General features: G+C 56.4%; 14 protein-coding genes. 7 read left to right on the forward strand and 7 right to left on the reverse strand.

Going from position 1 to position 19,209, the window contains the following annotated elements; all coding sequences use genetic code 11:
* The first annotated feature begins 146 nt into the window (after positions 1–146).
* The gene (gene nhaB / locus G8764_RS01735; protein ID WP_166161260.1) at positions 147–1,652 is read left to right on the forward strand and encodes a sodium/proton antiporter NhaB; all 1,506 of its coding nucleotides are present in this window, start codon (positions 147–149) and stop codon (positions 1,650–1,652) included.
* A gap of 43 nt (positions 1,653–1,695) precedes the next feature.
* Here the strand turns inward: nhaB and dnaQ are convergent, their stop codons facing one another.
* The 3 genes from dnaQ to G8764_RS01750 all read right to left on the reverse strand — a co-directional run bounded on the left by dnaQ (position 1,696) and on the right by G8764_RS01750 (position 3,811).
* A complete protein-coding gene (dnaQ, locus tag G8764_RS01740) occupies positions 1,696–2,397 on the reverse strand; it encodes a DNA polymerase III subunit epsilon (RefSeq protein ID WP_166161262.1) in 702 nt (233 codons plus the stop codon).
* Positions 2,398–2,535: 138 nt separating this feature from the next.
* A complete protein-coding gene (gene rnhA / locus G8764_RS01745; protein ID WP_166161264.1) occupies positions 2,536–2,967 on the reverse strand; it encodes a ribonuclease HI in 432 nt (143 codons plus the stop codon).
* Positions 2,954–3,811, reverse strand: a complete 858-nt coding sequence (locus G8764_RS01750; RefSeq protein ID WP_166161266.1) for a class I SAM-dependent methyltransferase — start codon at positions 3,809–3,811, stop codon at positions 2,954–2,956. The genes rnhA and G8764_RS01750 overlap by 14 nt, the downstream gene beginning before the upstream one ends.
* 130 nt (positions 3,812–3,941) lie before the next feature.
* Here G8764_RS01750 and gloB point away from each other — a divergent pair, with 130 nt between their 5' ends.
* Together gloB and G8764_RS01760 are read left to right on the forward strand one after the other, a co-directional pair.
* The gene (gene gloB / locus G8764_RS01755; protein ID WP_166161268.1) at positions 3,942–4,718 is read left to right on the forward strand and encodes a hydroxyacylglutathione hydrolase; all 777 of its coding nucleotides are present in this window, start codon (positions 3,942–3,944) and stop codon (positions 4,716–4,718) included.
* 429 nt (positions 4,719–5,147) lie between these two features.
* Positions 5,148–6,761, forward strand: coding sequence for a LysM peptidoglycan-binding domain-containing protein (locus G8764_RS01760; RefSeq protein ID WP_207951627.1), 1,614 nt, complete (start codon positions 5,148–5,150; stop codon positions 6,759–6,761).
* A gap of 102 nt (positions 6,762–6,863) precedes the next feature.
* Here G8764_RS01760 and G8764_RS01765 read toward each other — a convergent pair whose 3' ends face one another.
* On the reverse strand, positions 6,864–8,300 hold the full coding sequence (locus G8764_RS01765; RefSeq protein WP_166161270.1) for an HDOD domain-containing protein: 1,437 nt from the start codon (positions 8,298–8,300) through the stop codon (positions 6,864–6,866).
* 167 nt (positions 8,301–8,467) lie between these two features.
* Here G8764_RS01765 and G8764_RS01770 point away from each other — a divergent pair, with 167 nt between their 5' ends.
* The 4 genes from G8764_RS01770 to G8764_RS01785 are packed head-to-tail and all read left to right on the forward strand — an operon-like array spanning position 8,468 to position 14,119.
* Positions 8,468–10,333 carry an extracellular solute-binding protein gene (locus G8764_RS01770; protein WP_166161272.1) on the forward strand — a complete coding sequence of 622 codons (1,866 nt, stop codon included), beginning with the start codon at positions 8,468–8,470 and terminating at the stop codon, positions 10,331–10,333.
* Between the two features lie 8 nt (positions 10,334–10,341).
* The gene (locus G8764_RS01775) at positions 10,342–11,421 is read left to right on the forward strand and encodes a microcin C ABC transporter permease YejB (RefSeq protein WP_166161274.1); all 1,080 of its coding nucleotides are present in this window, start codon (positions 10,342–10,344) and stop codon (positions 11,419–11,421) included.
* 5 nt (positions 11,422–11,426) lie between these two features.
* Complete coding sequence (locus G8764_RS01780) at positions 11,427–12,482, forward strand: ABC transporter permease (protein ID WP_243748525.1); 1,056 nt, start codon at positions 11,427–11,429, stop codon at positions 12,480–12,482.
* The gene (locus tag G8764_RS01785; RefSeq protein ID WP_166161276.1) at positions 12,479–14,119 is read left to right on the forward strand and encodes an ABC transporter ATP-binding protein; all 1,641 of its coding nucleotides are present in this window, start codon (positions 12,479–12,481) and stop codon (positions 14,117–14,119) included. Before G8764_RS01780 ends, G8764_RS01785 begins: the two co-directional genes overlap by 4 nt.
* Positions 14,120–14,143: 24 nt before the next feature.
* Here the strand turns inward: G8764_RS01785 and G8764_RS01790 are convergent, their stop codons facing one another.
* The 3 genes from G8764_RS01790 to lon all read right to left on the reverse strand — a co-directional run bounded on the left by G8764_RS01790 (position 14,144) and on the right by lon (position 19,157).
* Positions 14,144–16,018, reverse strand: coding sequence for a SurA N-terminal domain-containing protein (locus tag G8764_RS01790; protein ID WP_166161278.1), 1,875 nt, complete (start codon positions 16,016–16,018; stop codon positions 14,144–14,146).
* Between the two features lie 205 nt (positions 16,019–16,223).
* Entirely contained in the window at positions 16,224–16,496 is a 273-nt protein-coding gene (locus G8764_RS01795) for an HU family DNA-binding protein (protein WP_166161280.1), read from the reverse strand.
* Between the two features lie 264 nt (positions 16,497–16,760).
* Positions 16,761–19,157: an endopeptidase La gene (gene lon / locus G8764_RS01800; protein WP_166161282.1), complete on the reverse strand. Its 2,397-nt coding sequence runs from the start codon at positions 19,155–19,157 to the stop codon at positions 16,761–16,763.
* Positions 19,158–19,209: the final 52 nt, after the last annotated feature.

Consider the following 19,209-nt stretch of genomic DNA (forward strand, 5'->3'; position numbering starts at 1 on the left):
TATGATTACCGCCTGCAGCCGGGCGCGACATTGTGCTCCCGCTCATTCTGGCGACGTTGCTTTCAATGTCGCTTTAATAGACAAAATAATCAATTTAATCCGCAGCAGACATCGTCAACCCGCGCTTGGCGTTTTAAGGGACATATATGGATCAATCAATTCCAAAGTCATTTCTAAAGAATTTTCTCGGCCAGGCGCCTGATTGGTACAAGCAGTCTATCCTGGCCTTCCTGGTACTTAACCCGATCCTGCTCCACACCGTAGGACCCTTTATTACCGGCTGGGTGCTGCTCGGCGAATTCATTTTCACCCTGGCGATGGCGCTCAAGTGCTATCCACTGCAACCGGGTGGTTTGCTGGCCCTGGAGGCAGCCCTGCTGGGCATGACCAGCACCGACACCATCTATCATGAGGTCGAAGGCAACCTGGAAGTCATCTTGCTGCTGGTCTTTATGGTGGCAGGTATCTACTTTATGAAGAACCTGCTGCTGTTCCTGTTCACCAAGATCCTGCTGGGAGTGCGCTCAAAAATCGCCCTGTCACTCTTCTTTAGCCTGGTGGCGGCAATCCTCTCCGCATTTCTCGACGCCCTGACAGTGACCGCTGTACTGATCGCCGTGTCGGTGGGCTTTTACAGCGTCTACCACAAGGTGGCATCGGGTAAAAAGATTCACCACGACACCCACGACCACTCCAGCGACGAAGAGGTTCTCACCTACCATCGCGAAGACCTGGACTCGTTTCGCGCCTTCCTCCGCAGCCTGGTGATGCACGGCGCGGTGGGCACCGCTTTGGGTGGCGTCTGCACCCTGGTGGGCGAACCCCAGAACCTGTTGATTGCCCAGCGCGCCGGCTGGGATTTCGTCGAGTTTTTCCTCGTTATGGCGCCCATTACCATGCCGGTACTGGTGTCGGGCATCATTACTTGTGTGCTTTTGGAAAAGACTAAAATCCTGGGTTACGGGGAGGAACTGCCGCAAAATGTCCGCACCATCCTCGAAGATTTCGCCAAGGCCCAGGACGCCAAACGCAATCGCCGCGACACCATACAACTGGTTGTACAGGGCATAGTGGCCGTGCTTTTGGTGTTATCGCTGGCTTTCCATGTGGCCGAAGTTGGCCTGATAGGCCTGATGGTGATCATTCTGCTGACCGCCTTTAACGGTATTATCGAAGAGCACCAGATCGGCCATGCCTTTGAAGAGGCACTGCCTTTTACCGCACTGCTGGTAGTATTCTTTGCCGTGGTCGCCGTGATTCACGACCAGCACCTGTTCAGCCCGATCATTGACGCCGTACTGGCAATGGATATCGCCGTGCAGCCGGCGATGTTTTTCCTCGCCAACGGGATTCTCTCCATGATCAGCGACAACGTCTTTGTGGCAACCGTTTACATCAACGAGGTCAAGGCCGCCTACGATGCCGGCACCATCAGCCTCGAGCACTTTCACCACCTGGCTATCGCGATCAACACCGGTACCAATCTGCCCAGTGTCGCCACTCCTAATGGTCAGGCTGCATTCCTGTTCCTGTTGACCTCCGCGCTGGCGCCCCTGATCCGGCTCTCCTATGGCCGCATGGTGATTATGGCCCTGCCCTACACCATCGTATTGGGCACTGTCGGCCTGGCGCTGGTAAGCTACATGCTCTAACGCCGATGGCGCCCTGAGCCGGTTAACATCTTTACCTGGCGCCTCAACGGCGCCAGATGCACCCCTCCCCCAACTGGTCCAGCTTGGCTTCATGGGCCGCCAACTCCTCCGTATTGGCCCGGATTACCGGCAACGGCCTGCGCCCCGTCGCCAGGCGTCGTATGCCGCTCACCTGATTGCCAGAGGCATCGCTCGAGCCCGATTCCGCCCCGAGCAGCAAGTTGGTCTGGCCACCGGTCATAAACAGGTAGACATCGGCCAAAATCTCGGCGTCCAACAGTGCACCGTGCAGGTCCCGCTGTGAATTATCCACACCGTAGCGCTTGCACAGCGCATCAAGGTTGTTCTTTTGCCCGGGGTGCTTTTGCCGCGCCATTACCAGGGTATCAACAATCGAACAGTACTCTTGCACCGGTGCCAGAGCCGGCTTGAGCCGGGCAAACTCATGGTTGATAAAGCCCACATCAAAGGGGGCGTTGTGAATCACCAGTTCCGCGCCCTTGATAAACTCGAGAAAGTCCGCGGCTATCCGGGTAAATACCGGCTTGTCGGCCAAAAATTCGTTGGTGATTCCGTGTACTTCGATGGCCCCTTCATCGATGTCCCGCTGTGGCTGGATATACTGGTGGTAATGACGCCCGGTCAAACGCCGATTGACCAACTCCACACAGCCAATTTCGATAATTCTGTGGCCCTGGGAGGGCTCCAGCCCGGTGGTCTCCGTATCCAGAACAATTTGTCTCATAGTGCCTGCCTCATACTTCCTACTTGCCTCATACTACTTGCCTCATACTACTTGCCTCATACTACCTGCCTCATACTAACTGCCTCATATTTTCCGCCTTGCAATTATGGTCTATTAGCCATTGCGGCACTGGCCCGATCACAACTGCTCAATGCCCCGGTTCGCCAGGGCGTCGGCGATTTCGTTCTCCCGATGGCCAGAGTGCCCTTTGACCCAATGCCACTCCACCTCGTGGCGACTTACCTGCTGGTCCAGCTCGCGCCACAAGTCCTCATTCTTTACCGGTTTGCGGGCCGATGTTTTCCAGCCGTTTTTCTTCCAGCCGTGTAACCACTGGGTAATCCCCTTGCGCACATACTGGGAATCTGTGGTCAGGATAACCCGACAGGGCTTTTTGAGTGCCGCCAGCCCGTTAATTGCCGCCAACAGCTCCATTCTATTGTTGGTGGTGTTCAACTCACCGCCGCAAAGTGTTTTCTCGGCCTTGCCGTAACGCAGCAACGCACCCCAGCCCCCCGGGCCCGGATTGCCTTTACAGGCGCCATCGGTAAATAATTCAACGCTTTTCAATGCTTGTCTCTGCCTTTTTATGTTTATGCAGAGAGTTTTGACCAACTACCTGGGGCAAACGTGGAGCCGGATCTCCCATCAGGCCGACTACCGGCTTGAAGTTGCCCCACAGCGGCTTGATCGGCCGCAGTACGACCCGATCCTTGCGCGCCACCAATATGTAGTAGCCGCCAAAAGGAAGCTTCATCTTCTGGCACAACCGCTCCCAGAACTTCATGCCGGCGAGGATCTTTTCATGATTGACCGGCGGCCGAAAAAATCCGCGCTGCAGGGCAACCGGCTCGCAGTCGAGCACGTTGAGCCAGTCGGCAATGCGCCAGGCCCCCAGCGAGTGGCGGCGCCAGAAACTGTTGCGGCTAAACCACTGAAAAATAAAGCGCCATACACCCTGTAAACTCAATGGGTTAAATCCGACAATAATCAGGTGACCGCGTGGTATGACAATTCGGTTGGCTTCGCGCAACACCTGGTGCGGGTTGACGGCGAAATCCAGAACGTGGTGCAACAACACCACGTCAATTGAATCATCTTCCAGCGGCAAGCGCTCCAATTCAGAGAGCGCCTGGGCGCCATGGGCGCTCTCGGGACACAACTTGAAACAATGATTGATGCGACTGCCGCAGGCGAACGATTCACTGGCCACACTGCTCAGCTCCAGCAGATGGTAACCAAAAAGGTCACTGAGCAGCGCTGCTACCTGTGCCTTTTGCTCGTCGATGATCGCTCTTGCCAATGGCGTCTGGCGCCATAAGTCAAGCCCCTCCAGTGTCTGCGAATAGGACTGGGGGCGGCGCCGTAACCGGGCCCAATTGACCAGACCGTTTAGCTTTTTCAGGATTTGCATACAACCGTACCTTGCTGAGCCCCACCATCAGTTGTGCTATGCTTTAATCAGATGAAAGCAACAGCACAGCATTTTGTTCGCGAATATTGCCTATTATGCCGTTAACCCCGCCAAAGCTCTATGTGACCCTATGATAAACGTTATTATTGTGCCCGCCTTCCAGGATAATTACCTGTGGCTGTTTCATCGCCAGGGCAGTGACGCCGCCTATGCCGTCGACCCGGGTGAGGCGGCTCCGATCGAACAGGCGCTGCGAAAACACCGGTTACAGCTCGCCGGTATCCTTATCACCCATCATCACGCCGACCATATTGGCGGAGTCAATGCGCTGCTGCAGCAGCGCGACATCCCGGTATACGGTCCCCTTTCCAGCAAGATCCCGGCGGTTTCCCGGCCGCTCGCCGACGGTGACCTGCTGACCCTCGACGGCGGCGAAATCTCCTTCCGGGTACTGGCCGTACCCGGACACACACTGGAACACATCGCCTACTTCAACCCGGATGAGCACCTGCTGTTTTGTGGCGATACCCTCTTTGCCGCCGGCTGCGGGCGGATGTTCGAGGGCAATCCGGTACAGATGCAGAACTCGCTGCAGAAACTGGCCGACTTACCGGCGGACACCACTGTCTATTGTGCCCACGAGTACACCCTCGCCAACCTGAAATTTGCCCTGCAGGTAGAGCAGAACAACCCGGCACTGCTGGCTCGCCAGCAGGAAGCCCAGCGCCTGCGCGCGGCCAACCAGCCTACCGTACCTTCCCGACTGAGCCTGGAACTGGCCACCAATCCTTTCTTGCGCGTGACCCAACGCGCAGTAATCGAGGCCGCCAGTGCGTATAATGGCCGGCCGGTTGATAGCCCGGCGGAGGTTTTTGCAGCCCTGCGGCGCTGGAAGGACAACTTCTAGGAGTCTGTCGGACTTAGGTGCCCGTAGCGAGAGAAAGTCCGATTTGAGTCAGTTTTTAACCATTTTTGAGGCGAATAGTGGTTCTATTAAACGAGAAAATGGTTAAAAAATGGCCAAACTCGGCTTTTTCGCAGCAGGGCAACCCTAAGTCCGACAGGCTCCTAGCCCGGCCGGCCAGTGGAGGCAATAAAGCGCCCCGACAACCGTAAAATGCCCTTTTGACCACCCCATATAGCCATAAAGGGAAATGAACTTATCAGCCCCCTCACAGACTAACTAAGGCTGTGAACAGCTAAATGCTGACCTGCTGTTAGTTTGACCTGCTGTGGGGTTGACCACGTAAACCCCGAAATGATGAACAACAACCGAGCACGACTTGAGCCCATGCCACTCGACCCGATACAAGCGAAACCAGGCCGTCGCCAGGGATTGACAATAAGCAGCGTTATTTTTGCCGTTATCCTGGTTCTTGCCGGCTGCTCTTTCAACGACACACAATCAGCTGCCACCGATGCCAGCCGAGCCAAACAGCTGGCCCAGACCCTGCAGAAAAGAAAGGCGGACCGACTCTGCCAGCTGCCAAACGATCACGCTGACCACTACCAGGAACCGGACTACAAGAGCCTGTGGAACAGATTGCGCAGCGGTTATCAACTGGCCGACATAGACCACCCCGAGGTCGACAAATACATCGACACCTACGTGCGGCACCCGGATTACCTGCCCCGCGTATCCAGGCGCAGTGCGCCCTTTCTCTACCATATTGTCAATGAACTGGAACAGCGGGGCATGCCACTGGAAATCGCCCTGCTGCCGGTGGTCGAAAGCGCCTTTGACCCCTTTGCCTATTCCCACGGCCGCGCTGCCGGCCTGTGGCAATTCATACCGGGTACGGGCCTGCAGTACGGCCTTAAGCAGAACTGGTGGTATGACGGCCGACGGGATTTTCTCGCCGCCACTAACGCCGCACTCGACTACCTGTCTGACCTGCACCGGCGCCTGGATGGAGACTGGCTGCTGGCACTGGCGGCCTACAACTCTGGCGAGGGCAATGTGCGCAAGGCCATACGCAAGAACCTGAAACGCGGCAAGGGTACGGATTTCTGGTCGCTGCAATTGCCCCGCGAGACGGAGGCGTATGTGCCGCAACTGCTGGCCGTCAGCCGTATCGTCCTGGATCCGCAAAGCTACCAGTTGGAACTGGAGGAAATCCCCAACCAGGCCGTTTTCGAGACCGTTGATACAGGCTCCCAAATCGACCTGGCCCAGGCTGCCAGCATGGCCGGCATCAGCATGGATGAGCTCTATCAACTCAATGCCGGTTTCAATCGCTGGGCCACGGACCCGGCGGGACCGCACCGACTGCTGATACCCATAGAGAACGCCGACAACCTGCGCGCACAACTGGCGCAGAGCGGAGAAGACCGGGTCAGCTGGGAACGCTACCGGGTAAAATCCGGGGATTCATTGATCAGCATAGCCAGCCGCCATAAGACCACGGTCGCGGTGCTGAAGGAAAACAACAAAATCAGTGGCAATATGATTCGGGCGGGGCAAATGCTGCTGATCCCCTCTGCCAGCCTGGCGGCCCAGGACTATTCCCTGAGCAAAGAGCAGCGCTTGCTGCGCACCCAGTCCCGCGCCAGCGGCCCCCAAGGCAGCCGCAAAATTACTTACACAGTCAACTCTGGCGACTCCCTCTGGAGCATCGCCAAGACCCACAAAGTCAAGGTTAGTCAGCTGGCGAAGTGGAACGGGATGGCGCCGCGGGATACCCTCAAGCTGCGGCAGAAGCTGGTGATCTGGACGCCGCTTGAAAATACGGTGGCGACCTCCGGGACTTCTGCACTCAAGGATCCGCTGGTGCGCAAGCTGGCCTATACTGTGCGCAACGGCGACTCCCTGGCCGCCATCGCCGGCAAGTTCAACCTGAAGGTGCAGGACATCTCGCGCTGGAACTCAATCGATCAGTCCTCCTACATCCACCCCGGGCAGTCATTGACCCTCTATGTCGACGTCACTCGCACCACCAGTCGCAACTAACAGCTTTTACAAACAAGCTGCAGGCGGCTGTTTGCACTGCATGGCAGAGCCGCGGCCGTGTAGTGCAGGAATCTTCTGCTGGTGAAGATTTCCAATGCGCGGCTAGCGAACTCGCCGCTCTGAAATCAGGCGCAGGCTCATTTCAGTCTGGATCATAAAGTGGCGGAAGCTCTGGAACTGATCTTCCCCCAATGCCCCGCCGGATTGGCAGCGATCGGCGTAGAACAGCGCGATGCAGCGTTTGCCGAGAAATATGCCCGCCACGAACGCCGGGTAACAACCCACCACCTGGCGAATTTCGGGGTTGCAACGGCGCTTGTGTTGCTCCATATAATCGGCGCCATACCACTGCGGCTGCTGCTTTCGAATCGCCTCGGTGAAAATATTTTCCTCTGTCCTGGCCACGGAGAAATTAAATTTGTCACGCCACTTTTCGGTGCCCTGGCCCAGCACAAACTTGGCGCTAACCCGCCCCCCCTGGACAAATCCAAGCACTACCCGTTCGAGCCCAATACCGCGATGCAAGCCCTCCAGTACCATCTGGAAAACGGCGTTCACATCCAGGTGTTCCAGCAAGGCGTTGGACAGGTCGCGCAACACACTTAACTGCAAATCCGGGTTAGGTTGCAAGGGTTCAGGCTGCTGCAGTTCGGAATCGGATTGCTCTAACCGGCGGCGTCCGGGGATCAAGTGGCATACCTGCGGCGCGCCGAAGGCCAGCGCCACCGCAGCCGCCTCTTCCGCTGCCGCCTCTGCCCGCTGGCGAACCTCGCGATACCCCTGACCAGTAAACTTTGACACCCGCTGCAATACCGCCTCCATTTCGCTGGAGTCCCAGCCATAACGGGTCGCCTGGGTAATTTCTTCTCCCAGGCACACCGCGCTGACCTTCGGCGATGGGGATTTGGCCGGATAGAGCGACTGCTCCAGTGTTTCACCCAGTTTCCAGTTGACCGCCAGGGCCCTGGTTATCGACTTGAACGAACAACCCAGCACCTGCTCCGCAACGCTGCCCTGCTCGTTTGGATCGGCCGCCTGTAACCGCTCTTCCAACTCGTCGGCAAGTACCCCGCCGCTGGACCAGAACGCCAGTTCCGACAAGTGGTAAAGCAGGCCGGCGATAAAGACCTCCTCGCGACTGCTGTCGTTGGTCTTGCCCACCAGGGTTCGCGCCTGCACCGCCGAGTGAAAGCCAAATGCCATTTGCTTGAGCAGTCGCTCCCGGGGCTGCTTGCCCAGCAGCGAGTCAATAATCATGACGCTGATACAGATGGCACGCACCCCACCAAAGCCGATCAGCACAATGGCCCGGCTGACAGTATTGATGGGAAAGCTGGAGGGGTTGTACATGACGCTGTTGGCGATTCTGAGCACCTGCGAGGTCAGGTTGGCATCCCGCAGCACCACTTCCGCCAGCTGGTTTATCTCGGTATCGTCATCCCCGGTCAGCTCATTGAGCTCCTGCACCACGTTCGCCAGCACAGGCATTTCAGTTTTGCCCAATTTCTCAACCCAGGCCTCCAGTCCTTTAATCTTCATAAGCGGTAATTCGTTTGCAGCTTGCTATCAGTTACCGAAGTTTAGACCATCAATTGACTTTGTAACAAAGTTTGCGGGTTACCCACACAATACTGGCAATTGGGATAAAAATCCGTACTCTACAGTCAAACCTGACTCAGCCATCAAAAACTCTCAGCAGGAGCTTCATGCCGTTCCAAACCGCTACTTTTCCATTGCCTGGCCGGGGGCTCGCCCGCCACTATCTGTTGCTAGCCGCCCTGTTACTGCTCAATGCCTTCGTCTGCGCAACGGAGACCACGGTCAGCCATGCCGTGGCAATGCACGGACAACCGAAATACGGCCCGGACTTTGAGCGCTTTGATTACACCTCCGCAGAAGCCAGCAAAGGCGGTGCTATCACCCTGCACGAACTCGGCACCTTCGACAGCCTCAACGGCTTTATTGCCAAGGGTACTGCAGCGGCGGCCACCGGGCAGATTTACGACACACTCACGGTCAGCTCCGCCGATGAACCTTTTACCCAATACGGACTGGTTGCCAAAGCGATCGAATACCCCCAAGACCGCTCCTGGGTAATTTTTCATCTCAATAAACAGGCACGCTTTCACGACGGCAAAGCCTTGACCGCCGCGGATGTGAAATACACCTTTGAGTTGCTGACCACCAAGGGCAACCCGTTCTACAGCTTTTATTACGCCGATGTCACGTCCGTCGAAGTGCTGACGCCACACAAGGTTCGCTTTAACTTCCGCGAGGATTCCAGTCACGAGACACTGCTGATCATTGGCCAATTGCCGGTATTGCCAAAGCACTTTTGGGAAACCAGGGAGTTCGAGCAATCCAGCCTGGAAATTCCCCTCGGCAGCGGCCCCTATAAAATCACCGCGGTCGACCCCGGCCGCTCGATCACCCTCAGCCGGGTAAAAGACTACTGGGGAGAAGATCACCCGGTGCGCCGGGGCTTCAATAATTTTGACCAGATCACCTACGATTACTATCGCGACGACGTGGTCGCGCTGGAAGCCTTCAAAGCCGGCGAGTATGACTACCGTGCCGAGCGCACATCCAAGCTCTGGGCCACCGCTTACAACAGCGATGCACTCAAGGATGGCCGCATCAAGAAGATAGAAATCCCCCACCAGAACCCCACCGGCATGCAGGCTTTTATTTTCAACCTGCGCAACCCATTGTTCCAGGATCGCACCCTGAGGCAAGCCATAAGCCTGGCGTTCGATTTCGAGTGGGCCAATAAAAACCTGTTTTATGACGCCTACACCCGCACCCGCAGCTTTTTTTCCAATTCCGACCTGGCTTCCTCCGGCCTGCCCGGCGCCGAGGAACTGGCACTGCTGGAACCCTTCCGCAAGCAACTGCCAGCCGAGGTGTTTAACCAGCCATTCAGCTTGCCCTCGTCCAATGGCAGTGACCACAATCGCACCAATCTGCGCGCCGCCAAGCGCCTGCTGGACGAGGCAGGTTATCGGGTCGTCAACGGCACCCTGGTTACCCCCGGCAACAAGACTCCGGTTGAGTTCGAACTGTTGCTCTACGATGCCAACTTTGAAAGAATTGCCAACCCGTTTGTACAGGGGCTGAAAAAGCTTGGCATTATCGTCACCATCAGGATTGTCGACACCTCGCAATTTATCAATCGGCGCAGGAATTTTGATTTCGATATGATCAGCCATGTGATTGGTCAGTCTCTCAGCCCCGGCAACGAGCAGCGTGACTTCTGGTACTCGGAGGCCGCCGACATGGAAGGCAGCCGCAACCTGATTGGGGTTAAAAGCCCGGTGGTGGACGCCCTGGTCGACGAGATAATCCAGGCCAAGACCCGCCCGCAACTGATTGTCGCCTGCCGGGCATTGGACCGGGTATTGCTGCACAGTCACTACGTCATCCCGCAATGGCATATCAACAAACACCGCATCGCCTACTGGGACAAGTTTAATAAGCCGGCCATAGATCCACCCTACGACCCCACCTTCGACACCGGTTTTTTCAGCTGGTGGCTCAAGCCCCAGTGGCAGTCGTCAAGCAGGCCTGAATAGCACGCCGTATGGGAACCTATATTGCTCGCCGCCTGCTGCTCATGATCCCCACACTGCTGGGTATCATGACCATCAACTTTTTAATCGTCCAGGCCGCGCCCGGCGGCCCGGTGGAGCAAATGATCTTCCAACTGGAGGGCCACAGCGACGGCGCCGCCACTGCTCGCATCAGTTCCAGCGGTGGCGAGACCAGTCTCGCCAGCAATAAATACCGCGGTGGCCAGGGCCTGCCACCGGAAGTGATCGCTCGCATTGAAGCCATGTACGGGTTTGACAAACCCGCGGGGGAACGCTTTTTCGATATGCTGGGCCAGTATGCCCGCTTTGACTTTGGCGACAGCTTTTTTCGCAATGCCAGCGTCATCAGCCTGATCAAGGACAAAATGCCCACCTCTATTTCATTGGGTTTGTGGAGCACACTGATCATTTACCTGGTATCGATTCCGCTGGGTATCCGCAAGGCAGTTCACCACGGCTCAAATTTTGACGTCTGGTCCAGCACGATTATTATCCTGGGATACGCCATTCCCGGCTTTTTGTTTGCCATACTGCTGATCGTATTTTTTGCCGGAGGCAGTTACCTGGACTGGTTTCCCCTGCGCGGGTTGACCTCGCCGAACTGGGCAGAACTGTCACTGCTGGGCAAGATCGGCGATTACTTTTGGCACCTGGCACTGCCACTTGTGGCCTATACCATCGGCGGCTTTGCCACCCTGACCATGCTCACCAAAAATTCGTTTCTCGATGAAATCAACAAGCAATACGTGCTCACCGCAAGGGCCAAGGGCCTGTCTGAATCCAGGGTGCTGTATGGCCACGTATTTCGCAACGCGATGCTGATCATCATTTCCGGCTTTCCGGCGGCCTTCGTTGGAATATTCTTTACCGGCTCGCTATTGATCGAAGTCATATTTTCCCTGGACGGACTCGGCTTGCTCGGCTTCGAAGCGGTAAAGACCCGGGATTACCCGATTATTTTTGGCACACTGTATATCTTTACCCTGATTGGTCTGCTGGTGAAACTGCTGTCGGACCTGGTATACGTGCTGGTCGACCCCCGCATTCATTTTGACAGCCAGGGCGCGTAACACCATTGAACACTCTTATCCCAAACCGTTTCCGCCCGCAACTGAGTCCGCTCAATCGGCGCCGGGTCCGTGCTTTTTGGAAAAATCGGCGCGCCTGCTGGAGCCTATGGATCCTCGGGGTGCTGTTTTTTCTCTCACTGTTCGCCGAGTTTATTGCTAATGATCGCCCACTGCTGGTGGTGTATGACAGCGGCATTTACTTTCCAGTACTCAAGTCCTACCCCGAGACAACCTTTGGGGGTGACTTTGATACCGAAGCTGACTACGCCGACGACTATGTCATTGCGCTAATCGAAGAGAACGGCTGGATTTTATGGCCGCCCGTGCCCTACAACTACGATACCCACATCGCCAACCTGCCCGCGCCGGCACCTTCGCCGCCATCGGCCGCCAATTGGCTTGGCACTGACGACCAGGCTCGCGATGTGTTCGCCCGAGTGATATACGGGTTTCGCATATCGATGCTGTTTGCCATCGCTCTCACCCTCGGCAGCTGCCTGCTAGGCATCACGGTGGGCGCGCTGCAAGGTTATTTCGGCGGCAAGGCGGATCTGCTCGGACAGCGCTTGCTGGAGATCTGGGGCGGCTTGCCGGTGCTGTTTCTGCTGATCATTATGGCCAATTTTGTGGCACCCAGTTTTGGCTGGCTTTTGCTTATCATGCTGTTGTTCAGCTGGACCTCACTGGTGGACGTAGTGCGGGCTGAATTTTTACGGGGTCGCAACCTGGAATATGTGCGCGCCGCGAAAGCCATGGGAGTTCCCGACCACACGGTCATGTTGCGCCACATCCTGCCCAACGCCATGGTCGCTACTGTCACCCTGGTGCCCTTTCTCCTCAGTGGCGCCATAACCACACTCACCTCGCTGGACTTTCTCGGTTTTGGCATGCCACCTGGCTCTCCTTCACTCGGTGAACTGGTCGCCCAGGGCAAGGGCAACCTGCACGCCCCGTGGCTGGCCATCACCGCCTTCGCTGTTCTGGCGAGCACCTTGACCCTGCTGGTGTTTATCGGCGAGGGAGTTCGCGACGCATTTGACCCAAGGCTAGTCAGTAAATGACCCATGCTAATCAATCACCCGATAACAAAACCCGGCCCATCCTGGAGGTTGAGGATTTGTCGGTGCTGTTCCGGCAGGACGGCAAATCCACAAGCGCCGTCAACAACCTCAGCTTTGCCATGTACAAAGGGGAAACCCTGGCCCTGGTGGGTGAATCCGGGTCCGGCAAATCGGTAACTGCCCAGGCCATTATGCGCCTGCTGCCCTACCCCATGGCCTCGCACCCAAGCGGCCGGGTATTGTTTGGCGGCAAGGATCTATTGCAGTTGGACCAGGTGCAGATGCAGTCGATTCGAGGCAATCGTATCGGCATGATTTTCCAGGAGCCCATGACCGCCCTGAACCCCCTGCACACGGTCGAAAAACAGATCGGCGAAGTAGTCTGCCTGCATCGCGGGCTCAAGCCCGCGCAGGTCAGGCCCATCGTTTTGGACCTGCTACGCCAGGTCAATATCCCGGAACCGGAACGACGCCTGCGCTCCTATCCCCACGAACTTTCCGGCGGCCAGCGCCAGCGCGTCATGATTGCCATGGCACTGGCCAACGAGCCGGAGTTGCTGATCGCCGACGAGCCGACCACGGCTCTCGACGTCACCGTGCAGAAAGAAATCCTGCAGCTGTTAGCAGACCTGCAGCGCCAGCAGCAACTGGCTCTGCTGCTGATCACCCACGACCTGGGGCTGGTTGCGCACTGTGCACAGAGGGTTGTGGTAATGAAGAACGGTGCAGCCGTCGAGCAGGGTAGCGTCAGCCGCGTCCTGAACGAACCCAGCCATGAATACACCCGCCAACTGATCCAAAGTGATCCGGGGCAAGTGGAGTTACGCCACCAGCAGGACGGTAGCACGCCGCTATTGGCGGTCAGGGATTTAAACGTAAACTTCTGCCTGAAGAAGAGCATCCTCGGCAAGCCGCTCGCACAATTCCACGCAGTGGTCAATGCGTCGCTGTCGCTCAACGTTGGGGAAACACTCGGCATTGTCGGTGAGAGCGGCTCTGGCAAGTCCACCCTGGCACTGGCCATCCTGCGGCTCATCGAGTCCAGCGGCCAAATTGTGTTCCAGGGCACTGAGCTGCAGGGACGCAAAGAGCGCCTGCTGCGCCCTCTGCGACGCCACCTGCAAGTGGTGTTCCAGGATCCCTTTGCCAGTTTGAGCCCGCGCCTCAGTATTGCCGCTATCATTAGCGAAGGGCTGCAAATCCACGAACCGGTCAGCGCAGAAGAATGTGACCGCAGAGTGATTGCGGTTATGCAAGAGGTTGGGCTGGACCCAAGCTGGCGTCACCGCTATCCCCACGAGTTCTCCGGTGGCCAGCGCCAGCGTATCGCCATCGCCCGGGCCCTGATTCTCGACCCGCGGGTGCTTATCCTGGACGAACCCACCTCAGCATTGGATCGGGCAGTGCAGGTCAAAGTGATCCATTTGTTGCGCGCCCTGCAGCGCAAGCGTGGCATTAGTTACATTTTTATCAGTCACGACTTGCAGGTTATCCGCGCCCTGAGTCACCGGGTGCTGGTAATGAAAGACGGCCATATAATTGAATCCGGGCTCGCCGGCGACATCTTTAAACACCCCGCCAACGCGTACACCAAGGCACTGCTGGAAGCCAGCTTTCTGCCGGGCGCGATCAGCTAACCGCGCCCTTTTCCTGGCTTCGCCTTATTGATACAGCTCCACGTCGCTCCGGGCTTCCAGTGCGCTCTGGTACACCGCCAGGTCACTATTGCCGTAGTCCTGGGCCAGGCGCTGCCGGAAAGACGCCAGTTGGGCGGCATCCATATCGGGTAACTTGCCCGGTTTAACCACGGTCAGCTGGGCGACCACATAGTCACCATTGGCCAGTGGCAAGCTGGTATTTACCGGCTTATCCTGGGGTTTGGGCAGGGTAAAAATATGTGACAGCAGCTCCCGGTTAACGGCCGGGTCGTTGCGCATAGCGTCCGCTTTTACCTGCCATTCCAGTTGACTGGTTTCTGCCAGTTCCTGGATTTTGGCCCCGCCTCTCAATTCAGCCAGCAATTGTGCAGCGCGCTCGGCCAATATCGTGCGCACCTTTTCTTCGGTCAGCAGATTGACGATTTCCTGTTCTACTTCCTCAAAAGGCCGCAGGGCTTCCGGCTTGCGATCCTTCAGTTTCACTACCACCACGTGGTTATTGGAAAGCTCCAACACATCGCTGCTCAAACGCTGGTGTAGCACATCATCACTGAAGATTGCCGCCTTGACCTGGTTATTCGCCAAAACCCCGACACCGCCGGAGCGATCAAAATACTCGGACACTTTCACTTCAAGCCCCAGCTGATCCGCTGCCTGCTTCAAGCTGGCAACATTGTAGGTTGCATCTGGCAGGGCCTCCAACAACTCGATAAAGGTCGACTCCGCCGCGGCAAACGCCAGCTCTTCTTTAATCCGGCTCTGCGCCTCTTCAAACTCCGGAGCCTCGGTCACCGACTGGTCCAACAGCTTGATAAAATGGAATCCGGCATCGGTTTCAACCACACCTGAAACCTGTCCCACCTCCAACTCTGCCGCTGCCGCTTCAAACGATTCGGGAAATGTTGAGCCGTCGGTCATACCGAGATCACCACCCAGTTCACTGGAGCCGAGATCCTGGGAATAGGTTTTCGCCAGAGTTTCAAACGACTCGCCGGCGGCCAGTTTTTGCTTCACTTCGGCGACGATATCCTCCGCGCCATCGTCATCTTCGATCAGGATATGAGCGACATGGCGCTGGGTAAGCGCCTTGAAGTTGCGCACTTCCTGCTGGTACTGGTCTCGCACCGCTTGCGGATCGACAAAGGAATTTGCAGCCAGCTCATCCAGACTCAACTCGATGTACTCGACCGCCACCTGCTCCGGTCGCATAAAGGTGGCGCGATTGTTTTCATAGTACGCCCGCAACTCCTCATCACCCACTTCTACTTGCGCCTGAACCGACTCAAACGGCAAGGTTATATAGTAAAAGCTGCGCTGTTGCTGGGTCAGTGCGGTCAATCGATCGAGGTCGCGACGCGTGGCAAAGGCGCTGTTGCTAACCCCGCTGGCGTGCTGGTTGATCAGTATATCTTCGATCAACAACTTCTTATAACTGGCCGGGGTATAGCCCATGTTACGCAGTAACTGGGTGTAGAGTTCAGGACTGAATTTGCCATCCTGCTGAAACTGGGGAGTCGAAACAATCAACTGGTCGATGCTGGTCTCGCTGACCGCCATGCCGCCATTGGCAGCCGCCTGGCGCAACAGCTCGCGTCGTAACAAACGGGTTAGAACCGGCCCACGCAGCTCTTCGTCCACCAGCAACTCGGCCGGTGCCTGGTCACCAAAGCGCTGGATTATCTGTTGCTTCTGCAATTGCACCGCACGCGCCAGTTGCATCTCGGAAATCACTTCACCGTTCACCTCAGCCGCTTTACCAGCCGAACCGTCCTGCAAAAAGAGTGAGTCCACGCCAAACAATGCGAATGGAATTATCATCAAACCTACGATAATAATCGCCACGGTGCCTTTCAAATTATCGCGCAAACTTTGCAGCATGGGTAACCTCTGTTTTAAACCATCGCCTGGAGCGGATAGGCAAGCCTGCGTATCCATCCCGGCAAAAACTTTTTATGGCTTGGAAATGAAAAAAAGGCGCATCACAGATGCGCCTTATAAAATCTATCCTGTTCGCACTACTGGCCAGACGTTAATCACTTTTTCAGGTGAGCTGGGAGCAATTTTACGATTCGGATGTTGCGCCCTAGTTAACGGCGTCTTTAAGAGCTTTACCAGCCTTGAAGCTGGGAATTTTTGCAGCAGCAATTTCAATTGGCGCGCCAGTCTGTGGGTTACGACCGGTACGAGCTGCTCGCTCTTTTACTGAAAAAGTGCCAAAACCAACCAATACTACTTGCTCATCCGCTTTCAATGCATTTGTAACTGCTTCAACTACGGCGTCAACTGCTCGGCTCGCAGCGGCTTTTGGAATATCGGCGGATGCGGCTACCGCTTCAATCAGCTCAGATTTGTTCACACTAAACCCCTTTTTATACGAAAAATATCAAGAAAAAAACCGGGAAAAAATTTTGAAAGGAATGAAATCCTTTTGTTGCTCGATCCCAAAGCCTGCCCAGCGCAGGAAAGAGCGATTTATACCAACTGGCAGCGAGGCGGTCAAGGCGGGATTACAATTATTGTAGAATGCCGCCAGCTATTGATCATATTGCAACCGATAAGCGCAAAAACCGCCCCCAACCAGTTCGGCGGCGGTCTTCCGGGCTAATCGTTGCCCGCCTAATCAATGCGTACTGATTCTGGTTTTCGGCTGTGACCCCTCCCTCGCCTCGGCCTGCAAGGCTTCGTATTCCTCGTCGGTAAATGGCTTTGGCATGTGCTGCAACGCCTTTTCCAGAACCTGGTCGATCCACTTCACCGGCACAATAGTCAAGTCACACTTGATCTTGTCGGGAATCTCCTTCAAGTCGCGCTCATTGTCAGCGGGAATGAGAACCGTTTTGATGCCGCCCCGATGGGCCGCCAACAGCTTCTCTTTCAAGCCACCAATCCTCAGCACTTCACCGCGCAAGGTGATCTCGCCAGTCATGGCAACATCTGCACGCACCGGGATATGGGTGAGCACTGAAACCAGCGCCGTGCACATGGCGACACCGGCACTGGGTCCGTCCTTGGGCGTCGCCCCCTCAGGCACATGGATATGAATATCATTCTTGTCGATAAAGTCTGGCGCCACACCCAGCACCTGGGAGCGTGACCTGACCACCGTCAACGCCGCCTGGATCGACTCCTGCATAACGTCGCCCAGGGAACCGGTTTTCACAATCCGGCCCTTGCCGACCATGGCAGAGGACTCGATGGTCAAGAGCTCGCCACCCACCTGGGTCCAGGCCAATCCGGTTACCTGGCCAATCTGGTTTTCCTCTTCGGCGACACCGTAATCGAACTTGCGCACCCCGAGAAAGTCTTCCAGCATGTCCGCGCTAATGCGGTCATTGACGATGGCCTTGTCCTTGACATGGCGAGTAACCACCTTGCGACAGAGCTTGGCAATCTCCCGATCAAGCCCCCGCACACCGGCCTCTCGCGTGTAATAGCGCACGATATCGCGAATGGTTTCCTCATCCACGGTAAACTCGCCCTGCTTCAGGCCGTTGTTTTTCATCTGCTTGGGGATCAGGTAGCGCAGGGCGATATTGACCTTTTCATCCTCGGTATAGCCTGGAATACGAATCACTTCCATTCGATCCAGCAGCGGCCCGGGTATATTCATGGAGTTTGATGTGCAGATAAACATCACGTCCGACAGGTCGTAGTCAACTTCCAGATAGTGGTCGTTAAAGGTGTTGTTTTGCTCCGGGTCCAGTACTTCCAGCAAGGCAGAGGCAGGATCGCCGCGGCTATCCATCCCCATCTTGTCCACTTCATCGAGCAGGAAAAGCGGGTTTTTGACCTTGGCCTTGGACATCTTTTGAATCAGTTTACCCGGCAGCGAGCCGATATAGGTGCGCCGGTGACCGCGAATTTCCGCCTCGTCCCGAACGCCGCCCAGTGCCATGCGCACGAACTTGCGGTTGGTCGCCCGCGCGATCGACTCACCCAGAGACGTTTTACCCACCCCGGGCGGCCCCACCAGGCACAACACAGGGCCTTTGATTTTTTTCACCCGCTGCTGTACCGCCAGGTATTCGAGAATGCGCTCCTTGACCTCTTCCAGGCCGTAGTGATCCTCTTCCAGCACCTTCTCGGCCCTGGCCAGGTCGTGCCGCACCTTGCTGCGCTTTGACCAGGGCACATTCACCATCCAGTCGATATACGCCCTTACCACCGACGCTTCCGCCGACATGGGTGACATCATTTTCAGCTTGCCCAACTCTGCCCGGGTCTTGTTTTCGGCCTCCTCAGGCATTTTAGCGTCGGCAATCTTGCGCTCCAGCTCTTCCATTTCGCTGGGTTCGTCGCCGATTTCGCCCAGTTCCTTTTGAATAGCCTTCATCTGCTCATTCAAATAGTACTCGCGCTGACTCTTCTCCATCTGCTTCTTCACCCGACCACGGATGCGCTTTTCAACCTGGAACAGGTCGATTTCCGCCTCCATCAAACCGAGCAGATGCTCCAGGCGCTCACGCACATTGACCATCTCCAGGATTTCCTGCTTCTGCTGCAGCTCCAGGGTCATGTGCGCCGCCACCGTATCGGCGAGCCGGCCCGGGTCATCGATACCAGACAATGAGGTAATGACTTCAGCAGGCACCTTCTTGCTGAGGCTGACATACTGCTCGAACTGGCTCATAGCGGAGCGCAACAAGGCATCGGATTCGACTGACGGTATATCCTCGCTGACCAGCTGCTCCACTTCGGCGCGAAAATAAGCGCCCTCGTTGTGAATAGCTTGTACCGCAGCGCGCTCACCGCCCTCCACCAGCACTTTGACAGTGCCGTCCGGCAACTTCAGCAGTTGCAGAATGGTGGATACGGTACCAATGCTGTAAAGGTCTTGTGCGCCGGGGTCGTCGTCAGAAGCGTTCTTTTGGGCCAGCAGCAGAACCTGCTTGTCCGCGGCCATGGCCCGCTCCAGTGCTTCAATGGACTTCTCCCGCCCTACGAACAGAGGTATCACCATATGTGGGTATACCACCACGTCGCGCAAGGGCAACAGGGGCAGTTCGAGTGTTGTCATAGCATTTGCACCACTTGTTTCCATTAATTTTCCCTACCAACATAACGGGTTT

The sequence above is a fragment of the Pseudomaricurvus alcaniphilus genome (assembly GCF_011440395.1).
Lineage (GTDB): Bacteria > Pseudomonadota > Gammaproteobacteria > Pseudomonadales > Cellvibrionaceae > Pseudomaricurvus > Pseudomaricurvus alcaniphilus.

Excerpts from the sequence above, each read along its gene's own strand:
- nhaB (WP_166161260.1), top strand. The coding sequence starts at position 147 with ATGGATCAATCAATTCCAAAGTCATTTCTAAAGAATTTTCTCGGCCAG.
- dnaQ (WP_166161262.1), bottom strand. The coding sequence starts at position 2,397 with ATGAGACAAATTGTTCTGGATACGGAGACCACCGGGCTGGAGCCCTCC.
- G8764_RS01750 (WP_166161266.1), bottom strand. The coding sequence starts at position 3,811 with ATGCAAATCCTGAAAAAGCTAAACGGTCTGGTCAATTGGGCCCGGTTA.
- gloB (WP_166161268.1), top strand. The coding sequence starts at position 3,942 with ATGATAAACGTTATTATTGTGCCCGCCTTCCAGGATAATTACCTGTGG.
- G8764_RS01765 (WP_166161270.1), bottom strand. The coding sequence starts at position 8,300 with ATGAAGATTAAAGGACTGGAGGCCTGGGTTGAGAAATTGGGCAAAACT.
- G8764_RS01770 (WP_166161272.1), top strand. The coding sequence starts at position 8,468 with ATGCCGTTCCAAACCGCTACTTTTCCATTGCCTGGCCGGGGGCTCGCC.
- G8764_RS01775 (WP_166161274.1), top strand. The coding sequence starts at position 10,342 with ATGGGAACCTATATTGCTCGCCGCCTGCTGCTCATGATCCCCACACTG.
- G8764_RS01785 (WP_166161276.1), top strand. The coding sequence starts at position 12,479 with ATGACCCATGCTAATCAATCACCCGATAACAAAACCCGGCCCATCCTG.
- G8764_RS01790 (WP_166161278.1), bottom strand. The coding sequence starts at position 16,018 with ATGCTGCAAAGTTTGCGCGATAATTTGAAAGGCACCGTGGCGATTATT.
- lon (WP_166161282.1), bottom strand. The coding sequence starts at position 19,157 with ATGACAACACTCGAACTGCCCCTGTTGCCCTTGCGCGACGTGGTGGTA.